Origin of the sequence: Pseudobutyrivibrio ruminis CF1b (assembly GCF_000424005.1) — a bacterium.
GTDB lineage: Bacteria > Bacillota > Clostridia > Lachnospirales > Lachnospiraceae > Pseudobutyrivibrio > Pseudobutyrivibrio ruminis_C.
In genome coordinates, this window is record NZ_KE384121.1 from 121,542 (window position 1) to 144,124 (window position 22,583).

Sequence of the window (22,583 nt, forward strand, 5' to 3'; positions counted from 1 at the left end):
ATCATTTAGGGAATTTAAAGGTTTTATTTGATGATAATTTGAGCGTTTTAAGCAAAGATAATCAACAAAATGCTCAATTAGTATTATTTTGCTATATGAATAGCAAAATTGTGCTATTGACTTTTGCACTCAGATATTTTTAAAAAAAAGATTCTGTGGCCAATTATTTCTGGTCACAGAATCTTTTTATTTTATAAATTCTATTTTAATTTACACTTTAAAAATTAGAATAAGCTCTTTACTGTTGGATAAAGCTTCTTGAACTCCTGATATCTCTCTTCGTATTTACGAATTAATTCTGGATCAGGCTCAACTGTTTCCTTTACTCTTACTATCGCCTGGCACGCTTCCTCTACGGAAGCGTACATTCCGCAACCTACTGCTGCAAGGATAGCACCACCAAGTCCTGGTCCTTCCTCGTTTTCAAGAATATCAAGCTTAAGATTCATAACTGAAGCGATAATCTGCTGCCATAATGGGCTCTTTGCACCACCACCGCAAATCTTAGAACGCTCAATCTTAATGCCCTGGCTACGTGCTACCTCAAGTGAATCACGAAGGCCAAAAGCAACACCTTCAAGAACTGCCTGTGTCATATCCTCACGTGTAGTATCCATTGACATTCCGATGAACATAGCACGTGCATCTGGATTGTTGTGTGGGCTACGCTCTCCCATAAGGTATGGAAGGTAGAATACACGGTTCTCTCCAAGATTCTTGATACCAGCCTGCTCTGCTGGATAATCCTTTGTCTTAAGGATTTCATCCATCCACCACTTGTTGCAAGATGCAGCTGAAAGCATACATCCCATAAGATGATAGCCACCATCAGCATGGTCAAATGAGTGAAGAGCATTTGCAGGGTCTACTGTAAAGTTCTTGCTAGAGATGAAAATTGTACCTGATGTACCAATTGAGAGGTTGCACTTGCCCTCTCCAACTGTACCTGTACCAACAGCTGCTGCAGCATTATCTCCAGCACCAGCAATAATCTTAACATCATTTGTGAAGCCAAGCTCTGAAGCAACCTCAGGCTTGATTGTACCTACTACTTCGTAGCTCTCATAAAGCTTTGGAAGCTGAGCCTCTGAAACGTGGCAGATATCCATCATTTCCTTGCTCCAGCATCTGTTCTTTACATCGAGAAGAAGCATACCGCTGGCATCAGAATAATCTGTACAGAAGCTTCCAGAAAGCTTGTAAGCAATGTAATCCTTTGGAAGCATAATTTTAGCTACCTTAGCCCAAAGTTCTGGCTCGTTCTCTTGCATCCAAAGAATCTTTGGAGCTGTAAAACCAGCAAATGCAATGTTTGCTGTGTACTCAGAAAGCTTGTCCTTTCCGATTACGTTGTTAAGGTATTCAGTCTCTTTTCCTGTACGTCCGTCATTCCAAAGGATAGCTGGACGGATAACATTATCATCAGCATCAAGTGTTACAAGACCGTGCATCTGTCCACCGAATGAGATACCAGCAACCTGGCTCTTATCTACCTCTGAAGTAAGCTCCTTAATACCAGCTACTACCTGAGTCCACCAGTCCTCTGGCTTCTGCTCAGACCAACCTGGATGTGGGAAGCTGAGGTCATATTCTTTTGAAACGATTTTCTTGATTTCGCCATTACCTTCCATAAGAAGAAGCTTAACAGCGGATGTACCCAAATCAACACCAATATATAACATCTTTTTATTCTCCTATTCTAAAAATGGCTGGCTAAAAGCCAGCCATATATTTATGCCTTAAATTATCTCCAAGGATTCTCTGTTGGATATCTTACGCCTGCTGGCTGGTTGTATCCGATTTCATCTACATCTACTCCGATGTACTTGAATACCTCGAAGAGTGACTTTCCGAAGTGTCCGAATGCAACAGCTCCGTGATGTGGGAATCCCTTCTCGATTAACCAGTGACGATAGAAGCGTCCCATCTCAGGGATTGCAAATACACCGATTGAACCGAATGACTTTGTACGAACATCAAGAACTTCACCCTGTGCAATGTAAGCGCGAAGCTTGTTGTCAGCTGTAGACTGAAGTCTGTAGAATGTGATTTCACCTGGAGCGATATCACCTTCAAGTGTTCCGTTTGTAACCTCTACAGGAAGTGCTCTAGCCATAATCTTCTGGTTTCTCATCTCGCAGAATGCAAGCTTTCTAGAGCATGTATTTCCGCAGTGGAATCCCATGAATGTATCCTCAAGTGTGTAATCTGTCTTACCCTTGATTTCCTCGTTGTACATATCCTTTGGTACTGAGTTGTTGATATCGAGAAGTGTTACAACATCCTCTGATACAACTGTACCAATGAACTCTGAAAGACATCCGTAGATATCAACCTCGCATGATACAGGGATTCCTTCGCCTGTAAGACGAGAGTTTACATAGCAAGGAACGAAACCAAACTGTGTCTGGAATGCAGGCCAGCACTTGCCAGCGATTGCTACGTATTTACGATATCCCTTGTGATCACGAACCCAATCCTTAAGTGTAAGCTCGTACTGAGCAAGCTTCTCAAGAACCTCTGGTTTCTTGTTACCAGCGCCAAGCTCCTTCTCCATATCTGCAACAACCTCTGGGATACGGCTATCACCAGCGTGCTTGTTGAATGCTTCGAAAAGATCAAGCTCTGAGTTCTCCTCGATTTCAACACCAAGGTTGTAAAGCTGCTTGATTGGTGCATTACAAGCAAGGAAGTTCATTGGTCTTGGACCAAAGCTGATAATCTTAAGATCTGAAAGTGCGATTACGGCACGAGCGATTGGCTCGAACTCATGAATCATATCTGCGCAATCCTCAGCATCACCTACTGGATACTCTGGGATATAAGCCTTTACATTGCGAAGCTGAAGGTTGTAAGATGCGTTAAGCATACCGCAGTAAGCATCTCCTCTACCATCGAGAAGGCTGTTGCCTGACTCCTCAGCTGCTGCACAGAACATCTTAGGTCCATCAAAGTGCTTTGCAAGAAGTGTCTCAGAAATTTCTGGGCCAAAGTTTCCAAGGTATACGCAAAGTGCATTACATCCAGCCTTCTTGATATCCTCAAGAGCCTGTACCATGTGGATTTCGCTCTCAACGATACATACTGGACACTCATAGATGTGCTCAGCGCCGTACTTCTTTGTATATGCAGCGATAAGTGCCTTTCTTCTGTCTACTGATAAGCTTTCTGGAAAGCAGTCACGAGAAACTGCTACTACACCAATTTTTACATTTGGCATGTTATTCATTGTCATTACCCTCCTTAATACTACCGGCTTCCCTTTACAAAAATTAAAAGCCTCTAAAACGTTTATTTTGTATGATTATAATATCAGACAAAAAATTTTAGAGACTTTTAAAAATTTACTACGTGATGGAATTTTTTTGACTTTCTTTTGTTGATTATGTCAAAATTTTACTTCATTTCACGGATAAGATTGACCATTTCGATAGCTCCCTGAGCACATTCAAAGCCTTTATTACCAGCTTTTGTACCAGCTCGCTCTACAGCCTGCTCAATTGTATCGGTCGTTAAAACTCCAAACATTACAGGGATTCCTGCACTCATGCTTACCTGTGCCACTCCCTTTGAAACCTCAGAGCAAACATAATCATAGTGTGATGTTGCGCCACGGATTACTGCGCCAAGACAGATTACAGCGTCATATTTTTTACTTTCTGCCATCTTCTTTGCAATAAGTGGAATCTCAAAGGCACCTGGTACCCATGCCACATCAATGTCCTCTTCTTTTACGTTTTCACGCTTAAGGCCATCAATGGCTCCACCTAATAATTTTGATGTAATGAACTCATTAAAACGAGCCACAACAATACCTACCTTCACACCTTCTGATACTAATTTTCCTTCGTAAACTTTCATTATCATTATCTCCTTCTTTTATTTATGCATCTTTTACTTCTAATATATGACCCATTCTTGCTTTCTTTGTTTTCAGATAGAACACATCATATTTATTTGCTTCTATTTCAATAGGCACTCTCTTGGAAATCTCCATTCCATAATCAGACAGCTGGTAAACCTTGTCAGGGTTGTTTGTGAGAAGCTCCAGGGAATGAATTCCAAGGTCACGTAAAATCTGTGCACCTGTATAGTACTCACGAAGGTCCCCTGGGAAACCAAGGGCGATATTTGCATCGAGAGTATCCATACCTTCATCCTGAAGCTTGTATGCCTTAAGCTTATTTACAAGACCGATACCTCTACCCTCCTGTCTCATATATAAAAGGACACCTCTACCATTTCTTGCTATTGCTTTCATAGCTGCATCAAACTGCTGTCCACAGTCACATCTCATTGAACCAAACACATCTCCTGTAAGGCACTCTGAATGAACACGGCAAAGCACATCCCTGCCATCTGTTATATCTCCCATAACCAGCGCTACATGATGTTCTCCATTTAACTTGTTGATATAGCAGTGTGCCATGAACTCACCGTAGCGTGTAGGCATCTTTGCAATAGAAACGCACTCTACCAGCTTGTCATAGACCTTGCGATATTCCACAAGCTCAGGGATTGTGATAAAGGTTATCCCCATATCCTCTGCTAGTTTACGCAATGCCGTTCCACGCATCATGGTGCCATCCTCAGCCATAATCTCACAGCAAAGACCACATTCCTTAAGACCTGCCAGCTTCATTAAATCCACTGTGGCCTCTGTATGACCTGGGCGCTCAATGACACCACCAGCCTTTGCCACAAGAGGAAACATATGGCCTGGACGTCTAAATTCCAAAGGGCTCACATTATCCTTAACACAGCTTCTTGCTGTAAGGCCACGCTCTGCTGCTGATATTCCTGTGGTGGTATCCACATGGTCAATAGATACCGTAAATGCGGTTTCGTGGTTATCAGTGTTGTGGCTGACCATTGGCGGAAGTGCCAGCTTATAAGCAAGCTCCTCGCTCATTGGCATACAGATAAGACCTCTCCCCACAGATGCCATAAGGTTTACATTTTCTGTAGTAGCAAACTCTGCTGCACAGATAAAATCTCCTTCATTCTCTCTCCCCTCATCATCCATAACCATGATGACCTTACCATTTTTCAAATCATCAATAGCTCTTTCAATCGATTCTCTTCGCATTTTTCTTCCCTTCCTAAAAACTTCTTTATATATTTTCCAACCACATCATTTTCCAGATTAACTACATCCCCAATTTTCTTATGACCTAAAACTGTCTCCTTTAAGGTGTGGGGTATGATACTTACCTTAAAGCTGTCACGGCTCACATCTGCCACAGTCAGGCTGATTCCATCTATTGTGATGGAGCCTTTTTCAACGATTCCATCCATTATCTTTCCATCAGTCTTTATCCCGAACCAGACTGCATTACCATCCTGTCTTATGCTTTTTATCTTTCCTGTACCATCGATATGTCCACTGACAATATGGCCTCCAAACCTGCCATTTGCAGCCATAGCTCTTTCCAAATCCACAGGGCTTCCAACTGTAAGAGACCCAAGACTGGAACGGGAAAACGTCTCATTCATCACATCCGCAGAAAATCCATTTGAGTTATACTCCACTACAGTCAGACACACGCCATTTACAGCTATGCTGTCACCCATGTGGATATCCTCAAGAATTCTGCTGCAATTTATGGTAATGCGCTGCTGTCTTCCACCTCTTTCGATTCTTTGAACCTTCCCCAGCTCTTCAACTATTCCAGTAAACATTAGTAAACAACCTCATTTTCTATGATCAAATCTTCTCCTGCCCAAACAGTCTCGATAGGATTCAGACGAATGGCATCATTTATATTTTCAATTCCAAGTCCTTCCACAGGTGATTTGCTGTTTCCTCCAAAAATCTTTGGAGCCATATGGATATGGATTTCATCTACAATCCTGCTTTCCAGCGCACTGTAATTCAGAGTTCCGCCTCCTTCTAAAAGCACACTGTCGATGCCCATTTCTCCAAGCCTCGCCATTAGCACATTTAAATCAATCCCATTATCTGCCTGTGGAATGTTAATTACCTTACAACCCTTTTTCTTAAACTCAGCGACCTTTTTCTTATCTTCAGATGATGTGGCAATAATTGTCTCGATTTCATCAGCTGTATTTACCACCTTTGATGTAAGCGGTGTACGTAAATGCGAATCGCAAATTATTCTCACCGGATTCTTTGCCGGCTCATCCAGCCTGCAGTCAAGACCAGGATCATCCATTATTACAGTAGAAACTCCTACCATTATCCCCGACAGATTCTTCCTAAGTCTGTGCACATTCTCCCTTGCCTCATCTCCAGTTATCCACTTTGACTCCCCTGTAACTGTGGCTATCTTTCCATCAGCAGTCATTGCATATTTCATAACTACATAAGGGCGCTTGGAAGACATGTATTTGTTGAACACACGGTTTAGTTTTTTACACTCTTTTTCAAGGAGTCCCACCTCTACCTTAATACCATTTTCCATGAGAATTCTGGCACCTTTGCCGGCCACAACGGGATTCACATCAAGGGTTCCAATCACAACTCTTGTGATGCCACTTTCAATTATGGCTTCGGTACAGGGTGGTGTCTTTCCATAGTGACAGCACGGCTCCAAGGTGACATAAATTGTGGCACCCTCAGGGGATTCCGAGCAATCTCTCAACGCGTTTCGCTCTGCATGTAAATCACCATATTTTCTGTGGTAGCCTTCGCCAATAATCTTCCCATTCTTGACGATTACTGCACCTACCATTGGATTCGGATTTACGAATCCTGCTCCAAGCTTCGCAAGCATAATCGCTCGCTGCATGTATTCCTTGTCTTCCATTCTTTTCCTCCCAAATAAAAAATGGCCTTGGAAAAATTCCAAGGCCAAATATAGTTCATCCCTTAAACTAAAATACTCTGAGACTATAAAATAATCTCAGAGCAAATATGTTCCACAAATAAACTACCATCTTCTTTCATCCAGACTATACTGTCGGCTTCGGAATCTCACCGAATCATGCCTTGCGGCTCGTGGGCTATACCACCGGTAGGGAATCACACCCTGCCCTGAAGATACTATTTAATTGAGTAAATACTACGACACCTTGTTACGGCTGTCAAGAATCATAATAAAAAATAAAAAAATTTAAAATTAGGGCTTGCAAAATTTTGAAAACCTTATATAATAATTATCGTTGCTGTTGAAAAACAGCTTTACATATAAGCGCGACTAGCTCAGCTGGCAGAGCACCTGACTCTTAATCAGGGTGTCCAGGGTTCGAACCCCTGGTCGCGCACTCAAGCATCAAGTTTTACTTGGTGCTTTTTTTGTACCCAAAATAACTATAGGCAAAAAGAGCAACCTCAAAACGAAGCTGCTCTGTCATAATCTTCTATTTAGTTGTTCTTTCTATACTCACTTGGAAGCACTCCATACTTTTCCCTAAACGCATTAGAGAATGCCTTTGAATTAGGGAAGCCATTGCCAAGTGCGATATCCACTATCTGTCCACCTGTCTCCTCAAGCTCACGAACTGCGTGCTCTAAACGGATGCCAAGAAGGTAATCCTTGAAGTTAATACCAGCGTGTTTCTGGAACATACGAGACAAATATGATGGCGAGTAATTAAACTGATCTGCCATCAGCTCAAGTGAAAGTGGCTCAGCGTAATGATCCTTCATGTATCTGGTAATACTTGAAAGCTTTTTTAACTGCTTATTGCTCTTTACAATATCCTCATTAACATTGAACTTTCTATACTTTGTAACAAGAATGTACAAAAGCTCATAGTACAAACTAAGTACCTGAAGCTTGTTACCCTCTCCTCCATTTGTATAAATAAGATACATCTCCTGAAGAAGGGTAAATACTCGGTGATCAGACTCTCTGTCACCGTGAGAGAACCAGATAAACTGGTCATCTGTAAAATATTCTGCAAAGGTATCCTGTGGTATCTGAAGCACCACTGTCTTATTAGGGTTTGGTGCTAAGATACTGTGTACCTCATTACTGTTAACAATAACAAATTCACCATTGGTAAGTGGGAATTTCTTATCGTGAAGAGTGAAATCTAACTTGCCCTCCCAAACTGCGAAAATCTCAATAGAACGATGCCAATGCTTGTCACGAATATAATTGCCACTAGCTCCTTCAAATGAAAATAACTTGAAAGGAAGCCCCGCATCAGTGACTACTACCTCGTGCTGATAATCCTTTAAATCCATCTAACATATCTCCATAAAATACCTGCAGTCTCCATCTTCCTGATAATACTGGAAGGTGAATCCCAATTTCTCTAATAACCTTCTGCTTGCAGTGTTTGCCGGGTCGCATCTGGCTATGAGACTTTTCATGCCATATTCATCCCTTGCAAGCTGAACTATTTTAGAGCATACCTCATAGGCCAGTCCCTGTTTCCAGCGGTCTGAGGAAATGCAAAAGCCTAACTCGGCCTGTCCCTCCTCAGTGCAGGTCTCACGAACCTCTATGCCTGCCCTGCCAATAAGTTCATTAGTAATTGTATCATAAATCAACCACATTCCAAAGCCATATAACTTATAAATATAGTCGATATAATTCTGCTCATATGCCTTCTCCGCCTCATAATCAAAAAGAGGCTCCATATACTCTGTCATCCCAGGTTTATTGTAAAGAGCCACCAGGTCATCCAAATCTTCCATGGAAAACTCTCTGATATAAGTACGGGCTGTCTTTACTATATCCCAGGGTATTCCTTTGCATCTGCGGTAGATGTTTTCAAAATCCTCATCCTCTACCTCATCTACATCCAATAGCAGATGATCACATTCCAAACCTGTAATTTCATCATGTTCATAACCTGCCACAGGAATCTGGCGATTTAGGCACTCATCAAGAACAGCCTGGCTGTCCGAGAGTACAAGAACTCCCTCCGGATAGTCAGGCTGTAAATCATCTAGCTTATTAACTTTGATAGTTCTTTCAAGATAACTTGCCACTAATCTCTTCTCCTGCCATTAACGATGTATACCATTCTGAGCAACTGAAGAATTGTAGTAAATAATGCTGCAACATATGTAAGAGCTGCCGCCTGTAATACCTTAGTGGCACCTGCATGCTCCTCACCCTCTAAAATACGATCCTGCTCCAAAATGCGGAGTGCTCTTGCACTGGCATCAAACTCTACTGGAAGTGTGATGAGCTGGAAAGCTACTACGAAAGTGAAAAGGAAAATACCAACCTGAGCAAGTGGTGTATATCCAAGGATAAAACCAAGTAAAATAACTGGCCATGAAACCCATGAACCTATATTTGCAAGTGGCACCGATGCTGAACGAAGCTTAAGTGGCGCATATCCTTCCTGATGCTGGATGGCATGACCACACTCATGAGCTGCTACACCAAGAGCGGCTACGCTGGTCTGTCCATAAACTGCATCGGAAAGGCGAAGCACTTTCTCAGTTGGAGAATAGTGATCAGTAAGATTTCCTCTGATTCTCTCTATTCTAACATCGTAAATACCTGCTGCATGTAAAATATGTTCCGCCACTTCATTAGAAGTGATTCCTCTATAATTTCTGAGCTTGCTATATTTTGCGTATGTTCTTCTAACATTTAATGAAGCAAGTCCGCTGATAGCAGCTCCAATAAGTACTAAGATAACTGTCCAATCATACCCATATCCGTATCCGTAATACATATGTATCCTCCTAAAAAAGAATATTTATCTTCCTATAGTATAATTGTTTAAGCCCAAGATTACTAATAAAAAAAGTATAAAAGATTTATTAAAAAAGCCCCTGAATTAATCAGGGGCATAGCATTCATTAATATAATCAGTTCACATCTATTCGACAGGACATGGTATAAATCTTTCCGTTAGATTTCTTCATACGAACTGTTACATTGGCAGAGCCTTTTCCAACAGCTGTTACCTGCCCATTAGAATCTACCGTAAATACGTTAGCGTCCGAAGTGGTGTAAGTACAATTGTACTGTTTATCTGTGCTGTTCAGGTAGTCCATATCAATTGCCACCTGGGCCACTCCTCCCGGTCGCATTGAATAATCTGAATCCTCAGGAAGATTTATATCACCTACGTTTGTACCATTGTTTGCGTAGGTTCTTGTGCTTGCGGCTTTAGTCTCTGTAGTTGTTGCAGTCCCGCTTGTTGTAGATGTTGTAGCTGATTTTGTACTTGTAGTTGTGGCAGCAGAGTCAGTTTTTGTGCCAGAAGACTTTTTATCCTTTGAACTGCTGTCGCTTGTATTCTCATCCACTTCTCCCAGCTTTACATTCATAGCTGGTCTGATTGAATCTCCAGCATAATAATACATTCTATATATCAGCTTGTCCGTATCATTTCCAAACAATCCAAACGTAGGATCATCATAAGAATTAGTTCTCAGTGGGAACTGAAGAAGTGTTTCATTCTTCATAGTGTCCTTATGGGTTGTGTACTCGTCACTTGAAAGGAAGAATACATAATCCGAGGTTGTTGTCTGGGAATTATATATCGCCATGTTAAGGGCGTTCTTTTGCTGGCCACCTACATATGCAGCGTCCATGGAAGTGTCATGGTAATAATTCATTATTGAATTCTTGGCATCCTGTTCAGAAAGAGTGGTCTTCTTAATCATTGCCCTCTCAGCATCATTGAAACATTCCTTGTAAAATGTCTGATTCAGCCAACCTCTCCAATAATTTTCAGACCATCTAACATATCCGGCTGCTGTTCCCTTTTGTTTAAACATCTGAGCGATAGCTGTCCTATAGTTTGTTACTGATTTAGAATTCAATGGTTTGCGGGTAGTAACCAAAGCCATCTTTGTTGTATCGTCATAGGTCAATATTGTCCATGACAAAATAGTGCCATCCAAGTGTCCAAATGCTATATCATCACCAACTGCATAAGTGGCATTTCCAGATCCTTTTTTCTTGGCTGCCTCAGCAGTTATCGGTGTCCCAATAAAAGATGCCAGCATCAAAACTGCCATACCCAATGCCATAATATTTTTCATATATAAATTGATTTTTTTCATACCCAACCCCTGTATATTTTTTCCAATAAATATCATATCTATAGTTCAAAACATTTATCGGCAATTCGTAATTTTACTTTATAGTCTTTTATGATTTTTTTGTAACTAATTCAAAGTATTGGTAATTGTAAATTGAACCCCCAGTTGATATACTGATTCTCAGTTTTCTAAATTTAAGGAGTATGAAATGACAAAAAAAGATATGCTAAAATTGTTGCACAACGAAGAACCCGTTTTACGTGCAGAAATCACCGCTCTTTACTCAGTTTTAGATCACAAGCTGGGCTTACATGGTGCAGATGTACCTATCACATTTGGAATGGACGAAAAGGCCTTAGGCTCATATCTCCCACCATCTTATGATAACGAAGAACAGTTTCAGTTCTCACTTTTCTTCATTGGCTTCTGTATGAATGATCAGCTCACAAAGGCTGACAGAGTCAATCTCTACAAGCATGAATATGCCCACTACATGACAAGACACATTAGTATCCCAGAAAAATATAATTGGCAGCCAGGTGTACACGGCAGTGCATGGAAATACTGCTGCTCACTTATCGGAGCTATTCCATCTGATTACTATATTGAAAATGCAAGCATTCAGAAAATTGACTATGATTCAGTGTTAGAGCGCCCTAGCGTTGACCATAAGCAGGTGCAGATGCTTGATACATATCGCACACAGAAGATGTATGCAAACATGGAAAATGCAAAGGTTAAATACGAAGTTGGTGATGTGGTTACACATCCTAAGTTTGGCGAAGGCACAGTTAAGGAAATAGAAAAACAGCCATCTTCAGTCCGACTTCACATCGCATTTGGTGACGAAGTAAAAGTCATTGACCAAAAATGGCTGGTAAAAACTCGCTATCAAAGAGTAGCCGATAGATAATATAACGCCTGTTACGCTCTCAAGCCTTGGTATACCCCGCTCAACTAACACGTTTCGCTAAGGTATTACCAAGAGCTTGATAGCTACAGGCTATTTTTTATTTTTCTATTTTTTCTAGCAGTTTTATTAACGTAGTCTCTAAATCTAATCCATGTTCATCTACGATAACATCTGCATACTTTTCATACAAAGGCACACGCTCTTCATATAAAGACTTCAAATTTTGTCCATCTTTTAATACGACTCCACGTCCTTTCAGGCTTCCAAGTCTGCTATCAAGTGTTTCATAATCAAGCTTAAGGTATACTACAGTTCCGATTTCTTTTAAGTGTTCCATAGCTTCGGCGCCATAGATAACACTGCCACCAGTTGCAATGACTGTCTTATCCGTCTGTATTCCCGCATTAACATCGTTTTCTATCTTCAGGAAACCATCAACACCTTCTTCAGCGATTATTTCCTTTAAAAGGCGTTTTTCGCGCTTCTGGATAAGTAAATCCGCATCTACGAACTCATATCCCAATTTCTTTGCAAGAACAACTCCAAGAGTACTCTTTCCTACTCCAGGCATACCGATTAAAACAATGTTATTTTTCATGACAAATCCTCACTGATAAAAAATTTTAATCCGTATTATACCATATAAGTGTTGTTAATTCTGCTGCAAAATAGCCTCAACCTGATCACGCTTTTCAAATAAAACGCATCCACCTACATGATCATCCATAAGGACGTCAGTATCCTGCAACACCTTGAAGAGTCTTGATGATATAGCACCTTTGAGAGATGCCTCTCTTACATTAGTATCTGAGTATGGTGAGAATGGGCATGGTTCTGCTCCTCCATGAGAATTGATATGGAAGAATCCGCGGCCTGCTGCCACACATCCACCTGATGACTTCTCATCTCCTGGGAATGAAATGAATACCATCTCCTCATACTTTTCTCTAAGTTCATCAATTCTTTCACGAAGCTTTATTTCCTGCTCCTCTGATAATGCTAAATGCTTGCTCTCATCAGATACTGGAACATACTCTACATAGATTGCTGCCTTGCATCCATATCCACCAAGCATGGATACAAACTCGTCTGATAAAACATCATCAAAATTCTCAGTAGTAACAGTGATAGAATTTCCGAAGATGAGATGCTTCTCCTTAAACTTTTCCATGTTGGAAATAAGCTTATCATAGATGCCCTCACCACGTCTGTTATCAGTAGCCTCCTTATGACCTTCGATACTCATGATAGGCACAAGGTTACGATTCTTATCAAACATCTTAAAGTACTCATCACTGATGAATACTCCATTTGTAAAAATGGGGAAAAGAATTTCCTTATATGATGCAGCTGATTGAATTACGTCTTTACGAAGTAATGGCTCACCACCTGCAAGAAGGATAAAGCTGATACCTAAATCTCGTGCTTCCTCAAAAATCTTGCCCCACTCTTCTCCAGACATCTGATCTACCGGAGCGCAGTCCTTTGTGGCCTCATTCTGTCTAGAATAACAGCCTGCACAATGAAGGTTGCAGTTACTAGTGATAGAGGCAATCAAAAATGGAGGGACATGCAGTCCTTCCTCCTTATATTTCAGTCTTGTGTCTGATGCCTTCTTGGATGCTTTGGCAAAGCTTGCCATAAAGATACTTTCTGCTGGGTCCTTTAATGTAGCACGAAGAGCATCCTTAACAACTCGCTCTACACCTTTTGTCATGTAACTCTGAATGTCAAAATTTCTTTCTTTCATTTTCTTACACTCACTTCTTTATTCTGATTATGCACCATTTAATTGCATGTAACTAATTATATCACCCAATTTTCCGATGTCAATATTATATATGACAGGGAATCATTATAAAGTTAAACTATGTAAACATTGTGTAAAATTGCGATGATATATATCCAAAATCTTCATATTGGTATGGCATTATTTGAAAATGATGCTAGAATGGCGAGCGTGGTGATGATTATTTCGAGAGGGAAATAAAATGGATATTAACTGCGGTAATTCTTCTTATGAAGATAATAGAACAGCGGAAGCAAAATTTAGAGATGCTTCCATTATTTTAGGAATTCTTTTATCAGGAGTAGGTGTCTGGGTGATTATTTATGCGCTCTGGGAACACCTTGGTCGACCAGTTCCGGTTTCATATATGGTCCAGGCCGTTGATTTACTTGGCATAGCCATGTGCCTTACTGCTTGGCGTTTTACAAGCTTCTCTGTTAAGGAACTTGGACTTTTTCCTGAAAATCCAAAGAAAGTAGCTATTGAAACTTTAATATTATGCGGAATAGCTTTTGTGATACTTGCTACTATTAAATTTGTTGGACAAATGTATGACCCTACTTTGTTCCAAACTGAAAGAGGCTTCTTTGATATTCGAAGATTTAACTTATATCAGATTTTCTACCTCTTTACAGCTTTCATTCAGGAATTCACAGCCCGAAGCATTATGCAGACTAACCTTCGAAGAGTTTGCGCCACCAGACATAAAACAATGTATGCCATAGTTCACGCGTCCGTTGTTTTTGCTGTATTCCATATTGAGTATGGTTTCTGGTTCATGATAGGAGCTGCTTTCCTCGGCGGTCTTTTAGGCGTTGTCTACGAAAAACAAAAGACAGTCTTAGGAGTTTGGATTATCCACTGGTTTCTTGGCGTAGCAGCATTCTTATTTGGAATTATAAATCAATAAAAATAATCCCAGGAGTTTTAAATTCTCCTGGGATTTTTATTTGACGCATTCTTTTTATAAAACTTCGTCTATTACCTTTTTCAAAGTCGCTGCAGATGCCTTTAATGCCTCAACCTCTGAGTCACTCAGACTAATTGGCACTGTAGTCTCTACACCATTCTTACCAACGATTGCTGGCATACTGAGTGCCACATCAGAAATACCATAATTATCATGCTGGATACTTGAGACAGGTAAAATTGTCTTCTCATCACGCACTATAGCCTCGCAGATTCTACGAACTGACATTGCTATTCCGTAGTAAGTAGCACCCTTTTTCTCAATAATTCCATAAGCACTATTCTTTACGTTTTCAGCAATAGCCTTCATTGATGCCTCGTGCTCGAAATGACCTCTCATCTCGCAGAAATCATTGATAGGTATACCGGAAACATTTGCACTGCTCCATGCAGCTATCTCACTGTCGCCATGCTCACCAATGATAAAAGCATGCACTGAGCGGCTATCGACCTGAAGATGCTCACCCAAAAGATATTTAAATCTTGCTGTATCGAGTGTTGTTCCTGAACCAAATACTCTATTCTCAGGATAACCTGAGAGCTGCTTTGCAGCATATGTAAGAATATCTACAGGGTTTGCAACTATAAGCATAATGGCATCTTTGTTTACCTCTGCAATCTGAGGAATGATAGATCCAAAGATTCCTACATTCTTCTTTACCAAATCAAGTCTTGTCTCACCTGGCTTCTGGCCTGCACCTGCAGTCACAATGATAAGATAAGCATCTGAAATATCCTTATAATCGCCAGCATATATCTTCATAGGCTTTGCAAAAGGAAGTCCATGGCTGATATCAAGCGCCTCTCCTTCAGCCTTTTCCTTATTTGCATCTATTAAAACCATCTCAGAAAAAAGACCGCTTTCCATAATTGCAAATGCCGAAGCTGCACCTACAAATCCACATCCAATTACTGCTACTTTTCTGTAATTTAAACCTGACATAACAAACCTCCTATCTAAAACAATTTGTTGTCCTGAATACATAATAACATGTTTTGAATGTTTTTGTTAGTCTTATCTAACCTTGTATACAATTTTGTCCAATCTAAATGTTTCTTCCTTGATACTGCACCGTTACAACTAGTATTCTCATCTTTTCTTCATCAATTCTAAATATAGCAATATAATTATCTATTATTAATTGTTTATATCCTTTACTAGCATATCTACCAGCTGTCCTATCTTGATGCGACTCTGGGAATGTATCCAGACCAAGAATAGCCTTCTTTATTCTATCAATCTGTCCTTTTGCATTTTCTGGAGACAACTTTTCATAAGCAATATAAGCATATATTTCTTCTGTATCCCTATACGCTCTTGGCATTAATTCTACAGTATACTTATTCAAAATACTTTTTCTCCAATTCTGCAAAAGCATCCTTTGCATCTATTGTCTTACCAGTTTCAGCAAACTCCTGCTCTGCCTCAAAAATAGCCTGATCTATACGATTTTCCCTTGCGAACTTCTCGTATAATTCTGCACTCATAACCACAAGATCACTATATCCATTTTTAGTAATAAAAATAGGTTCCTTTTGTCTATGTGCAATTTCTGATATTTCACTTGTATTTCTTAAATCTCTAATAGGCATGATTGTTGGCATAGTGTCTACCTCCTTTGTTAAACATATTGTAGCATAATTATGCTGCGTTGTATATATCTTTACTTAAAATCCTATTTTCTTACATATTGCTGTTTCAACCAGTGACAAATTGTCACCTCTGCAATTATTGGTCTCGACACAGGTCTCGACACGCTATCAATCTAAATTACCATATTTTTGTATGTACTTCATAACAACCATCGTTATTATCAAAACTATAAATATTGATATAGATAAAACACCTATTGATTGCAATGCATCTTCATAAGTTACTAATGAACCCATCCATTCTCTATAAGAAATACATAAAAATACATTAGCTACGCTTACAAAGACTGCCGAAGCAGATACTTTTTTCATATGTTTTAATTTATACCATTCATATTCAAATAATCCTATACTAGCTAATGTAATACTGCCCAATATTTTTGAAAGAAGCGGTCCATAATTCTCAGGTGCAACATAAACAGCTAGCAAATCTAAATAATAAATTGCTCCAATCATGATAACTACACTCACTACGAATAATAACAATGTAATTAGACTAATGATTCTATACTGATTATCTCTTTTATCCTCACACACCAGACTTTTTCTAGTGGTACTTCCAATCAATATCAAATTGCAAATCACTAGGAACACAATATCATACTTAAAATTCCAACTGTAGCCCTTTCCTGAAACAAAAGCAAAATAAAACCGTATTAAAATAATAATTAAGATTATTATATTTGAAATTATATCTATTTTTCTTCTGACCGAATCTCTTGCCTGTATTTTGACTATCCTTAATAACTCTGAAAGTGCTTCTTCTTTATCCTCAGAAGATTCTCCACTAACAAGCTTTTCGATACTGATATCAAGACAATTAGATAAATCTTCTAGAATCCCTACATCCGGAAAACTATCACCGTTTTCCCAGCGTGATATCGCTTTATTTGATACCCCTAAAATATCCCCTAATTCTGTTTGCGTATATCCCTTTTGAAGACGTGCACTCTTTATAAGTAAACCTGTCTTTTCCTTATCCATGGATATCTCCTCCTAAAACAAGAATGCAACATAAGTCCAATTTATGCAATCTATTTTAACGAGAATAATATAAATTGAGTCGGTGACATTTTGACACCAACTGGAGACAACTTGTCACCAATAGATAATCTTACTATAGATACATACAATAACAAAAAAAGCCTTCATATCGAAGACTATTTTTCAAACAACTCTGGTTCTGATTCTTTTAATATATCCGCAAGTACCTTGTAGTCTAGATACTGCATTCCTTCCTTGCCTTGATTTATTTTATTTGAAAGCTTACTACCATAATAGATAGCCATTGCTTTCTCTAGAGAAACATTGTTTTCTTTTGCTATATAAGAAATCAATCTCTCTTCCAAACTTTCCTGGTATACCTGTTCTAATACTTTATCGTCCATTATTAAACCTCATATGAAGATGTATAAGTCAAAAGATTATCTATAGCTTTTTGTGATATAAAAGCTATCTGGTCATAAGTTTCATATACCTTGATTTCTTTCAAAGCTCTATCTCTATCCCAGATGCCTTGATGATACATATCTACAACTCTAAAAACCTTATCATCAGCTACTTTTCCAATGATGATATCATATTGTTTGTATTCTTCATTTCCATCTCTACATGAGCATACAAAATCTATCCACTCTATCAAATCATCAGGAAATGTTTTTACCTTAAAGGAATCATAATCAGCTTTCAGTTCGTAACAGTTAACTATAGACACATCCTTATTAAAGATATCAGCCTTTCTTCTAGCCCATTTTTCAGCCTGTTCCTTAACTGTAGTAATATAAAAACCTTTACCAAAATCTAATGGTCTATATGAGTGATTAATATCTGGCTTCTTAATTACATCAATTCCGCCATGGTAAACAATCATATTTTAACACCTCTTGCATTTAAATAATCTGTAATGTCATCAATAACATAGGACGTGCTTTGAGTATGAATTATATCAAAATGCTTAACTAAATAATTATTTATACAATCAACACTACTAAGCATAGTATAAACCTCGGATGGTAGTTTCCCCCACTTATTAGCACAAGCATGAATCATGTAGATTACAAACGAAAAAGATTCTTGATTCATCTATTTAATCTCCTTTGTTAAATTAACTCCTACATAAATAATATAACAGATTCCTACATAAAAGAAAAAGCCTTCAGACATAAGTCTGAAGGCTTCATTTGCTGAGGCTGAGGAGGCTCGAACTCCCGACAACCTGATTAAAAGTCAGGTGCTCTACCAACTGAGCTACAACCCCATATTAAATTAGTTGCGATATTTCCTAAAAGAAAAAGGCATAGATCCGAAACTGGGCTAGCTGGATTCGAACCAGCGAATGCCAGAATCAAAATCTGGTGCCTTACCGCTTGGCGATAGCCCAACGTGTATTGAGTTGCTACCGCAACAGGGTGGGTAGAGGGGTTCGAACCCTCGACCTTCGGAACCACAATCCGACGCGCTAACCAGCTGTGCCACACCCACCATACTGATAAAATTAAACCGTATAAATGTGCCAGAAGGGATTCGAACCCCCGACCCACGGCTTAGAAGGCCGTTGCTCTATCCAGCTGAGCTACTGACACATATTGATAAATCTTAGAAAGTAAAAAGCGGGTGATGGGAATCGAACCCACGTATTCAGCTTGGAAGGCTGATGTTCTACCATTGAACCACACCCGCATGCTTTATTAATTTCTAAGTCGGGGTGACAGGATTCGAACCTGCGACCCCCTGGTCCCAAACCAGGTGCTCTAGCCAAACTGAGCCACACCCCGATAAGTGATGCCCGCGAGAACCATGCGTATCTCTCTCGCGAACAAAAAGAAGTATATAGGAGAATAGCGTTAATGTCAACAACTTTTTTTAAATTTAATTGTTAGATTTTAACCTAAAGTTTCTGAAATTCCGACAACTTCTTTTTGTAGTGAGACTGATACCTCCAGGCTATTCTAAGATATGACTCAGGCCCTGAGCGATAATCGTTACCACATGTTCATCTGCAAGGCTGTAGTAGATCTGCTTGCCTTCGCGGCGGCTCTTTACAAGTTTATTAGTACGGAGAATCTGAAGCTGGTGTGATACTGCAGACTGAGTCATACCAAGGCTCTCTGAAATATCACATACGCAAAGCTCTGCCTCAAATAAAGCAACAAGAATTCTCACTCTTGTGCTATCTCCGAATACTTTAAAAAGCTCTGCTAAATCATATAGAGCATCCTCATCTGGCAATTCTGTTAAAACCTTATCTACTAAATTTTTATGAACACAGTGCTCTTCACAACACTCTACATGTTTTCCCATATCTATACTCCATTTCAATTATATTCTTGTGGACTTTTTTAGTTGCCCACAAGAAATCATATTAATACTATATCACAGTTTACTTTACTCTTAACGCTCTAATTGCATTTAAAACTGCAATAACCATAACACCTACATCTGCGAAAATCGCAAACCACATATTAGCGATTCCGAAAGCACCAAGAATAAGACAACCCACCTTGATTCCAATTGCAAAATAAATATTCTCGTAAACTATTCTCATACACTTACGTGCAATTCCTATAGCCTTTGCTATCTTCTTAGGGTCATCATCCATAAGAACGATGTCAGCTGCCTCTATCGCTGCGTCAGAGCCTAATGCACCCATGGCAACACCTATATCTGCTCTTGATAATACTGGAGCATCATTGATGCCGTCTCCAACGAAAATAAGCTGTTCCTTAGGCTGCTTATATTCTAACAACTCTTCCACCTTTGTGACCTTATCAGCTGGAAGAAGCTCTGAATATACCTGATCAAGTCCTAAATCAGCAGCAACTATATCTGCAACCTGCTTACTGTCACCAGTAAGCATAACAGTCTTCTTAACTCCTGCTTTCTTTAATGCCTTCACCGCTTCCTTAGAAGTAGCCTTAAGCTTATCAGAAATGAGTATGTATCCCTTATACTGACCATCGATAGCCACATGGATTACAGTGCCTGGCTCATTTACGTTATCAATAGAAAGTCCCAGGGATGTCATAAGCTTTTCATTACCAGCAGCCACCTCTGTACCGTCTACATTAGCCTTAATTCCAGCTCCTGCCACTTCCTGTACATCAACAACCTTAGATGAGTCTATAGGTTTACCATAGGCCTCTTTAAGGCTCTTGGAAATAGGGTGATTAGAGAAAACCTCAGCCATTGCAGTCTTCTCTAAAAGCTCTTCCTCTGAAATGTCAAACGGAACAATCTTCGTAACCTGAAATACACCTTCTGTAAGTGTACCAGTTTTATCCATTACAACATATTTTGCTCGTGATAATAAATCTAAATAATTAGAACCCTTAACCAAAACACCTGCATGGCTGGCGCCACCAATTCCTGCAAAGAATGTGAGTGGAATACTGATAACAAGGGCACATGGACAGCTGATTACAAGGAATGTAAGAGCTCTGTAAATCCACTGTGTCCAAAGTGGATCCATACCGATAATAAGTCTTACCACTGGTGGTATAACTGCAAGTGCCAATGCTGAGTAACAAACCACTGGTGTGTAAACTCTGGCAAATCTTGAAATGAAATTCTCCGGCTTAGATTTCTTTGATGAAGCATTCTCCACCAAATCCAAAATCTTAGAAGCTGTAGACTCACCAAATTCCTTTGTAGTGCGGATTGTAAGTACACCTGACATGTTGATACAGCCAGATATTACCTCGTCTCCTACCTTAGCACTTCTAGGTACACTCTCACCTGTAAGAGCTGCTGTATCGAGACTGGCAGAACCATCGATAACCACACCATCAATAGGTATCTTCTCGCCGGGCTGAACCACTATCTCGCTTCCAATTTCAACCTCATCAGGATCAACCTGAACAAGCTCACCATTCTGCTTAAGATTAGCATAATCAGGTCTGATATCCATAAGGGCTGAAATATTCCTACGGCTCTTTCCGATGGCATATGACTGAAACAGCTCACCAATCTGATAGAACAACATAACTGCGACGCCCTCTGTGTACTCGCCAAGTGCCATAGCACCAATGGTGGCCACTGCCATAAGGAAGTTTTCATCAAAGACCTGCTTATTCTTAATTCCCTTAAATGCCTTTTGTAATATGTCATAACCTATTACGAAATATGGAACCAAAAACAGGGCAAATCTGATGATGCTGCCCTCTTCCAGTGGAAGAACCAGCAACACTCCCATCAGCACCGCTGCAATTATTATTCTATATAAAACCTTCTTCTGCTTCTTAGTCATGCCATCACCTACTTCTTAAAGATATATCTCACAGTCGTCCTCAACCTTTTTACAATTCTTAAGAACCTCATCCATTACAGCCTTTACATCTGCGCCTTCCTCGAACTCTACGCTCATCTTAAGAGCCATAAAGTTTACAGATGCATCTGCAACACCTGCAGTATCCTTAGCTGCCTGCTCCATTTTATTTGCACAGTTTGCGCAATCAACTTCAATCTTATAAGTCTTCTTCATTTTATATTTCCTCCTCGCTTGAACATTTGAATGATTGTTCATATGTTGATATAAATATAACCCCATTAACATCATCTGTCAATGGGGTTCATAATTTTTTCTTATTTTTTATTTTCTTCCTTAACTGCTTTCTTTATGAAATCATATACAGTGTCAGAAATCAAATCATAGCCTGCTGCTGTAAAATGAATTCCATCAGTATATAATTTCTCTTTACCGACTGTTACTGCATTTAAATCTATTAGATTTACACCTGTCTCCTCTGCCACAGAAGAAATAATATCTCCAAGCTCACCGTTTACAATATCGTTTTGAACACTATATTCCGCCTGAATATTATTATCTATTGGGAAGCAATAAGGACTTCTCATCAAATAAACTACCGGCTTAGAATCAAGGTTCTGATAGCTTTTTACCAGATTTAAAAGTCCCTCTCTGTAGTCCTCCTGATTCCAGTTAAAAGTCTTTGTGTCATTTGTGCCAAGCATCAAAATAACAATATCCGGATTAGATTTTAATGATTCCTTATACTGCTCCGACTCCACGTATGGCAAATCACCACTTGCTGATGCTGTAGCATTTCTAAGGCCATAATTTGATACAAGATAACCTGTTCCAAGCTTAGTCTGAAGCTGTGAAGGATAAGAATCTATTTCTCTAGTCTTTAAAACACCACTGCCGTAAGTAAGGCTGTCACCAACACAGGTGATACGAACTCTGGTGTCTTTGCCTCCAAACATTCCTGAATTAAAAAGCACAACAAAAAGCAAAACTATCGCAACTAGTAATACAACCATCTTTCTCTGAAATAAGCCTCTCACAATTCTTCTAATGTCCATGACATCTACCG

25 protein-coding genes, 7 tRNA genes and 1 riboswitch are annotated in these 22,583 nt (G+C 39.5%); of the genes, 3 read left to right on the forward strand and 29 right to left on the reverse strand.

What is annotated here, in order from left to right:
- Positions 1-224 precede the first annotated feature (224 nt).
- From xylB to ribD, 6 genes are all read right to left on the reverse strand, one after another.
- Positions 225-1,682, reverse strand: a complete 1,458-nt coding sequence (gene xylB / locus G592_RS0114735; protein WP_028248476.1) for a xylulokinase — start codon at positions 1,680-1,682, stop codon at positions 225-227.
- Positions 1,683-1,744: 62 nt separating this feature from the next.
- A complete protein-coding gene (locus G592_RS0114740; protein ID WP_028248477.1) occupies positions 1,745-3,229 on the reverse strand; it encodes an L-fucose/L-arabinose isomerase family protein in 1,485 nt (494 codons plus the stop codon).
- A 167-nt stretch (positions 3,230-3,396) separates the two neighbouring features.
- Positions 3,397-3,861, reverse strand: coding sequence for a 6,7-dimethyl-8-ribityllumazine synthase (gene ribE / locus G592_RS0114745; protein ID WP_028248478.1), 465 nt, complete (start codon positions 3,859-3,861; stop codon positions 3,397-3,399).
- A 22-nt stretch (positions 3,862-3,883) separates the two neighbouring features.
- The gene (locus G592_RS0114750) at positions 3,884-5,089 is read right to left on the reverse strand and encodes a bifunctional 3,4-dihydroxy-2-butanone-4-phosphate synthase/GTP cyclohydrolase II (RefSeq protein WP_028248479.1); all 1,206 of its coding nucleotides are present in this window, start codon (positions 5,087-5,089) and stop codon (positions 3,884-3,886) included.
- Positions 5,050-5,682 (reverse strand): riboflavin synthase, encoded by a 633-nt coding sequence (gene ribE / locus G592_RS0114755; protein WP_028248480.1) that lies wholly within the window; start codon positions 5,680-5,682, stop codon positions 5,050-5,052. The genes G592_RS0114750 and ribE (G592_RS0114755) overlap by 40 nt, the downstream gene beginning before the upstream one ends.
- On the reverse strand, positions 5,682-6,770 hold the full coding sequence (gene ribD, locus G592_RS0114760) for a bifunctional diaminohydroxyphosphoribosylaminopyrimidine deaminase/5-amino-6-(5-phosphoribosylamino)uracil reductase RibD (protein WP_028248481.1): 1,089 nt from the start codon (positions 6,768-6,770) through the stop codon (positions 5,682-5,684). Before ribD ends, ribE (G592_RS0114755) begins: the two co-directional genes overlap by 1 nt.
- 124 nt (positions 6,771-6,894) lie before the next feature.
- A riboswitch (FMN riboswitch) is annotated at positions 6,895-7,009 on the reverse strand.
- 145 nt (positions 7,010-7,154) lie between these two features.
- Between ribD and G592_RS0114765 the strand changes: the two genes are divergently transcribed.
- Positions 7,155-7,227, forward strand: a tRNA-Lys gene (locus G592_RS0114765).
- Positions 7,228-7,327: 100 nt separating this feature from the next.
- Here the strand turns inward: G592_RS0114765 and G592_RS0114770 are convergent.
- The 4 genes from G592_RS0114770 to G592_RS0114785 all read right to left on the reverse strand — a co-directional run bounded on the left by G592_RS0114770 (position 7,328) and on the right by G592_RS0114785 (position 10,951).
- Entirely contained in the window at positions 7,328-8,155 is an 828-nt protein-coding gene (locus G592_RS0114770; protein ID WP_028248482.1) for an AraC family transcriptional regulator, read from the reverse strand.
- Positions 8,156-8,908: a GNAT family N-acetyltransferase gene (locus tag G592_RS16730; RefSeq protein ID WP_051194960.1), complete on the reverse strand. Its 753-nt coding sequence runs from the start codon at positions 8,906-8,908 to the stop codon at positions 8,156-8,158.
- On the reverse strand, positions 8,908-9,609 hold the full coding sequence (locus tag G592_RS0114780) for a zinc metallopeptidase (protein WP_028248483.1): 702 nt from the start codon (positions 9,607-9,609) through the stop codon (positions 8,908-8,910). Before G592_RS0114780 ends, G592_RS16730 begins: the two co-directional genes overlap by 1 nt.
- A 136-nt stretch (positions 9,610-9,745) precedes the next feature.
- The gene (locus tag G592_RS0114785; protein WP_028248484.1) at positions 9,746-10,951 is read right to left on the reverse strand and encodes an Ig-like domain-containing protein; all 1,206 of its coding nucleotides are present in this window, start codon (positions 10,949-10,951) and stop codon (positions 9,746-9,748) included.
- Positions 10,952-11,138: 187 nt separating this feature from the next.
- On the opposite strand from G592_RS0114785, the gene G592_RS0114790 reads away from it, so the two are divergent.
- Positions 11,139-11,843 (forward strand): hypothetical protein, encoded by a 705-nt coding sequence (locus tag G592_RS0114790; protein WP_028248485.1) that lies wholly within the window; start codon positions 11,139-11,141, stop codon positions 11,841-11,843.
- Between the two features lie 97 nt (positions 11,844-11,940).
- On the opposite strand, the gene G592_RS0114795 is transcribed toward G592_RS0114790, so the two are convergent.
- A complete protein-coding gene (locus G592_RS0114795; RefSeq protein ID WP_028248486.1) occupies positions 11,941-12,441 on the reverse strand; it encodes a shikimate kinase in 501 nt (166 codons plus the stop codon).
- A 54-nt stretch (positions 12,442-12,495) separates the two neighbouring features.
- Positions 12,496-13,593: a radical SAM/SPASM domain-containing protein gene (locus G592_RS0114800; RefSeq protein WP_028248487.1), complete on the reverse strand. Its 1,098-nt coding sequence runs from the start codon at positions 13,591-13,593 to the stop codon at positions 12,496-12,498.
- Positions 13,594-13,834: 241 nt separating this feature from the next.
- On the opposite strand from G592_RS0114800, the gene G592_RS0114805 reads away from it, so the two are divergent.
- Positions 13,835-14,542, forward strand: coding sequence for a CPBP family intramembrane glutamic endopeptidase (locus tag G592_RS0114805; RefSeq protein WP_028248488.1), 708 nt, complete (start codon positions 13,835-13,837; stop codon positions 14,540-14,542).
- A 54-nt stretch (positions 14,543-14,596) separates the two neighbouring features.
- Here G592_RS0114805 and G592_RS0114810 read toward each other — a convergent pair whose 3' ends face one another.
- From G592_RS0114810 to G592_RS16740, 17 genes are all read right to left on the reverse strand, one after another.
- Entirely contained in the window at positions 14,597-15,544 is a 948-nt protein-coding gene (locus G592_RS0114810) for an L-lactate dehydrogenase (RefSeq protein WP_028248489.1), read from the reverse strand.
- Positions 15,545-15,647: 103 nt separating this feature from the next.
- A complete protein-coding gene (locus G592_RS0114815; RefSeq protein ID WP_028248490.1) occupies positions 15,648-15,950 on the reverse strand; it encodes a type II toxin-antitoxin system RelE/ParE family toxin in 303 nt (100 codons plus the stop codon).
- Complete coding sequence (locus G592_RS0114820) at positions 15,943-16,206, reverse strand: type II toxin-antitoxin system prevent-host-death family antitoxin (protein WP_028248491.1); 264 nt, start codon at positions 16,204-16,206, stop codon at positions 15,943-15,945. Before G592_RS0114820 ends, G592_RS0114815 begins: the two co-directional genes overlap by 8 nt.
- 156 nt (positions 16,207-16,362) lie before the next feature.
- Positions 16,363-17,238 carry a helix-turn-helix domain-containing protein gene (locus G592_RS17250; RefSeq protein ID WP_051194961.1) on the reverse strand — a complete coding sequence of 292 codons (876 nt, stop codon included), beginning with the start codon at positions 17,236-17,238 and terminating at the stop codon, positions 16,363-16,365.
- 176 nt (positions 17,239-17,414) lie between these two features.
- On the reverse strand, positions 17,415-17,642 hold the full coding sequence (locus tag G592_RS0114830) for a hypothetical protein (RefSeq protein ID WP_028248492.1): 228 nt from the start codon (positions 17,640-17,642) through the stop codon (positions 17,415-17,417).
- 2 nt (positions 17,643-17,644) lie between these two features.
- Positions 17,645-18,124, reverse strand: coding sequence for a DUF3990 domain-containing protein (locus tag G592_RS0114835; protein ID WP_028248493.1), 480 nt, complete (start codon positions 18,122-18,124; stop codon positions 17,645-17,647).
- A complete protein-coding gene (locus G592_RS18110; RefSeq protein WP_028248494.1) occupies positions 18,121-18,336 on the reverse strand; it encodes a DUF3791 domain-containing protein in 216 nt (71 codons plus the stop codon). Before G592_RS18110 ends, G592_RS0114835 begins: the two co-directional genes overlap by 4 nt.
- A gap of 102 nt (positions 18,337-18,438) precedes the next feature.
- Positions 18,439-18,511 (reverse strand) — tRNA-Lys (locus tag G592_RS0114845).
- Positions 18,512-18,562: 51 nt separating this feature from the next.
- Positions 18,563-18,634, reverse strand: a tRNA-Gln gene (locus G592_RS0114850).
- Between the two features lie 27 nt (positions 18,635-18,661).
- Positions 18,662-18,735, reverse strand: a tRNA-His gene (locus G592_RS0114855).
- Positions 18,736-18,762: 27 nt separating this feature from the next.
- A tRNA-Arg gene (locus G592_RS0114860) sits at positions 18,763-18,836 on the reverse strand.
- 26 nt (positions 18,837-18,862) lie between these two features.
- Positions 18,863-18,933 (reverse strand) — tRNA-Gly (locus tag G592_RS0114865).
- A gap of 20 nt (positions 18,934-18,953) precedes the next feature.
- Positions 18,954-19,028, reverse strand: a tRNA-Pro gene (locus G592_RS0114870).
- 169 nt (positions 19,029-19,197) lie between these two features.
- Positions 19,198-19,554: an ArsR/SmtB family transcription factor gene (locus G592_RS0114875; protein WP_028248495.1), complete on the reverse strand. Its 357-nt coding sequence runs from the start codon at positions 19,552-19,554 to the stop codon at positions 19,198-19,200.
- A gap of 79 nt (positions 19,555-19,633) precedes the next feature.
- Positions 19,634-21,499, reverse strand: a complete 1,866-nt coding sequence (locus G592_RS0114880) for a heavy metal translocating P-type ATPase (protein WP_028248496.1) — start codon at positions 21,497-21,499, stop codon at positions 19,634-19,636.
- A 15-nt stretch (positions 21,500-21,514) separates the two neighbouring features.
- On the reverse strand, positions 21,515-21,733 hold the full coding sequence (locus G592_RS0114885) for a cation transporter (protein WP_028248497.1): 219 nt from the start codon (positions 21,731-21,733) through the stop codon (positions 21,515-21,517).
- 101 nt (positions 21,734-21,834) lie between these two features.
- A complete protein-coding gene (locus G592_RS16740; protein ID WP_051194962.1) occupies positions 21,835-22,572 on the reverse strand; it encodes a GDSL-type esterase/lipase family protein in 738 nt (245 codons plus the stop codon).
- Between the last annotated feature and the right edge of the window lie 11 nt (positions 22,573-22,583).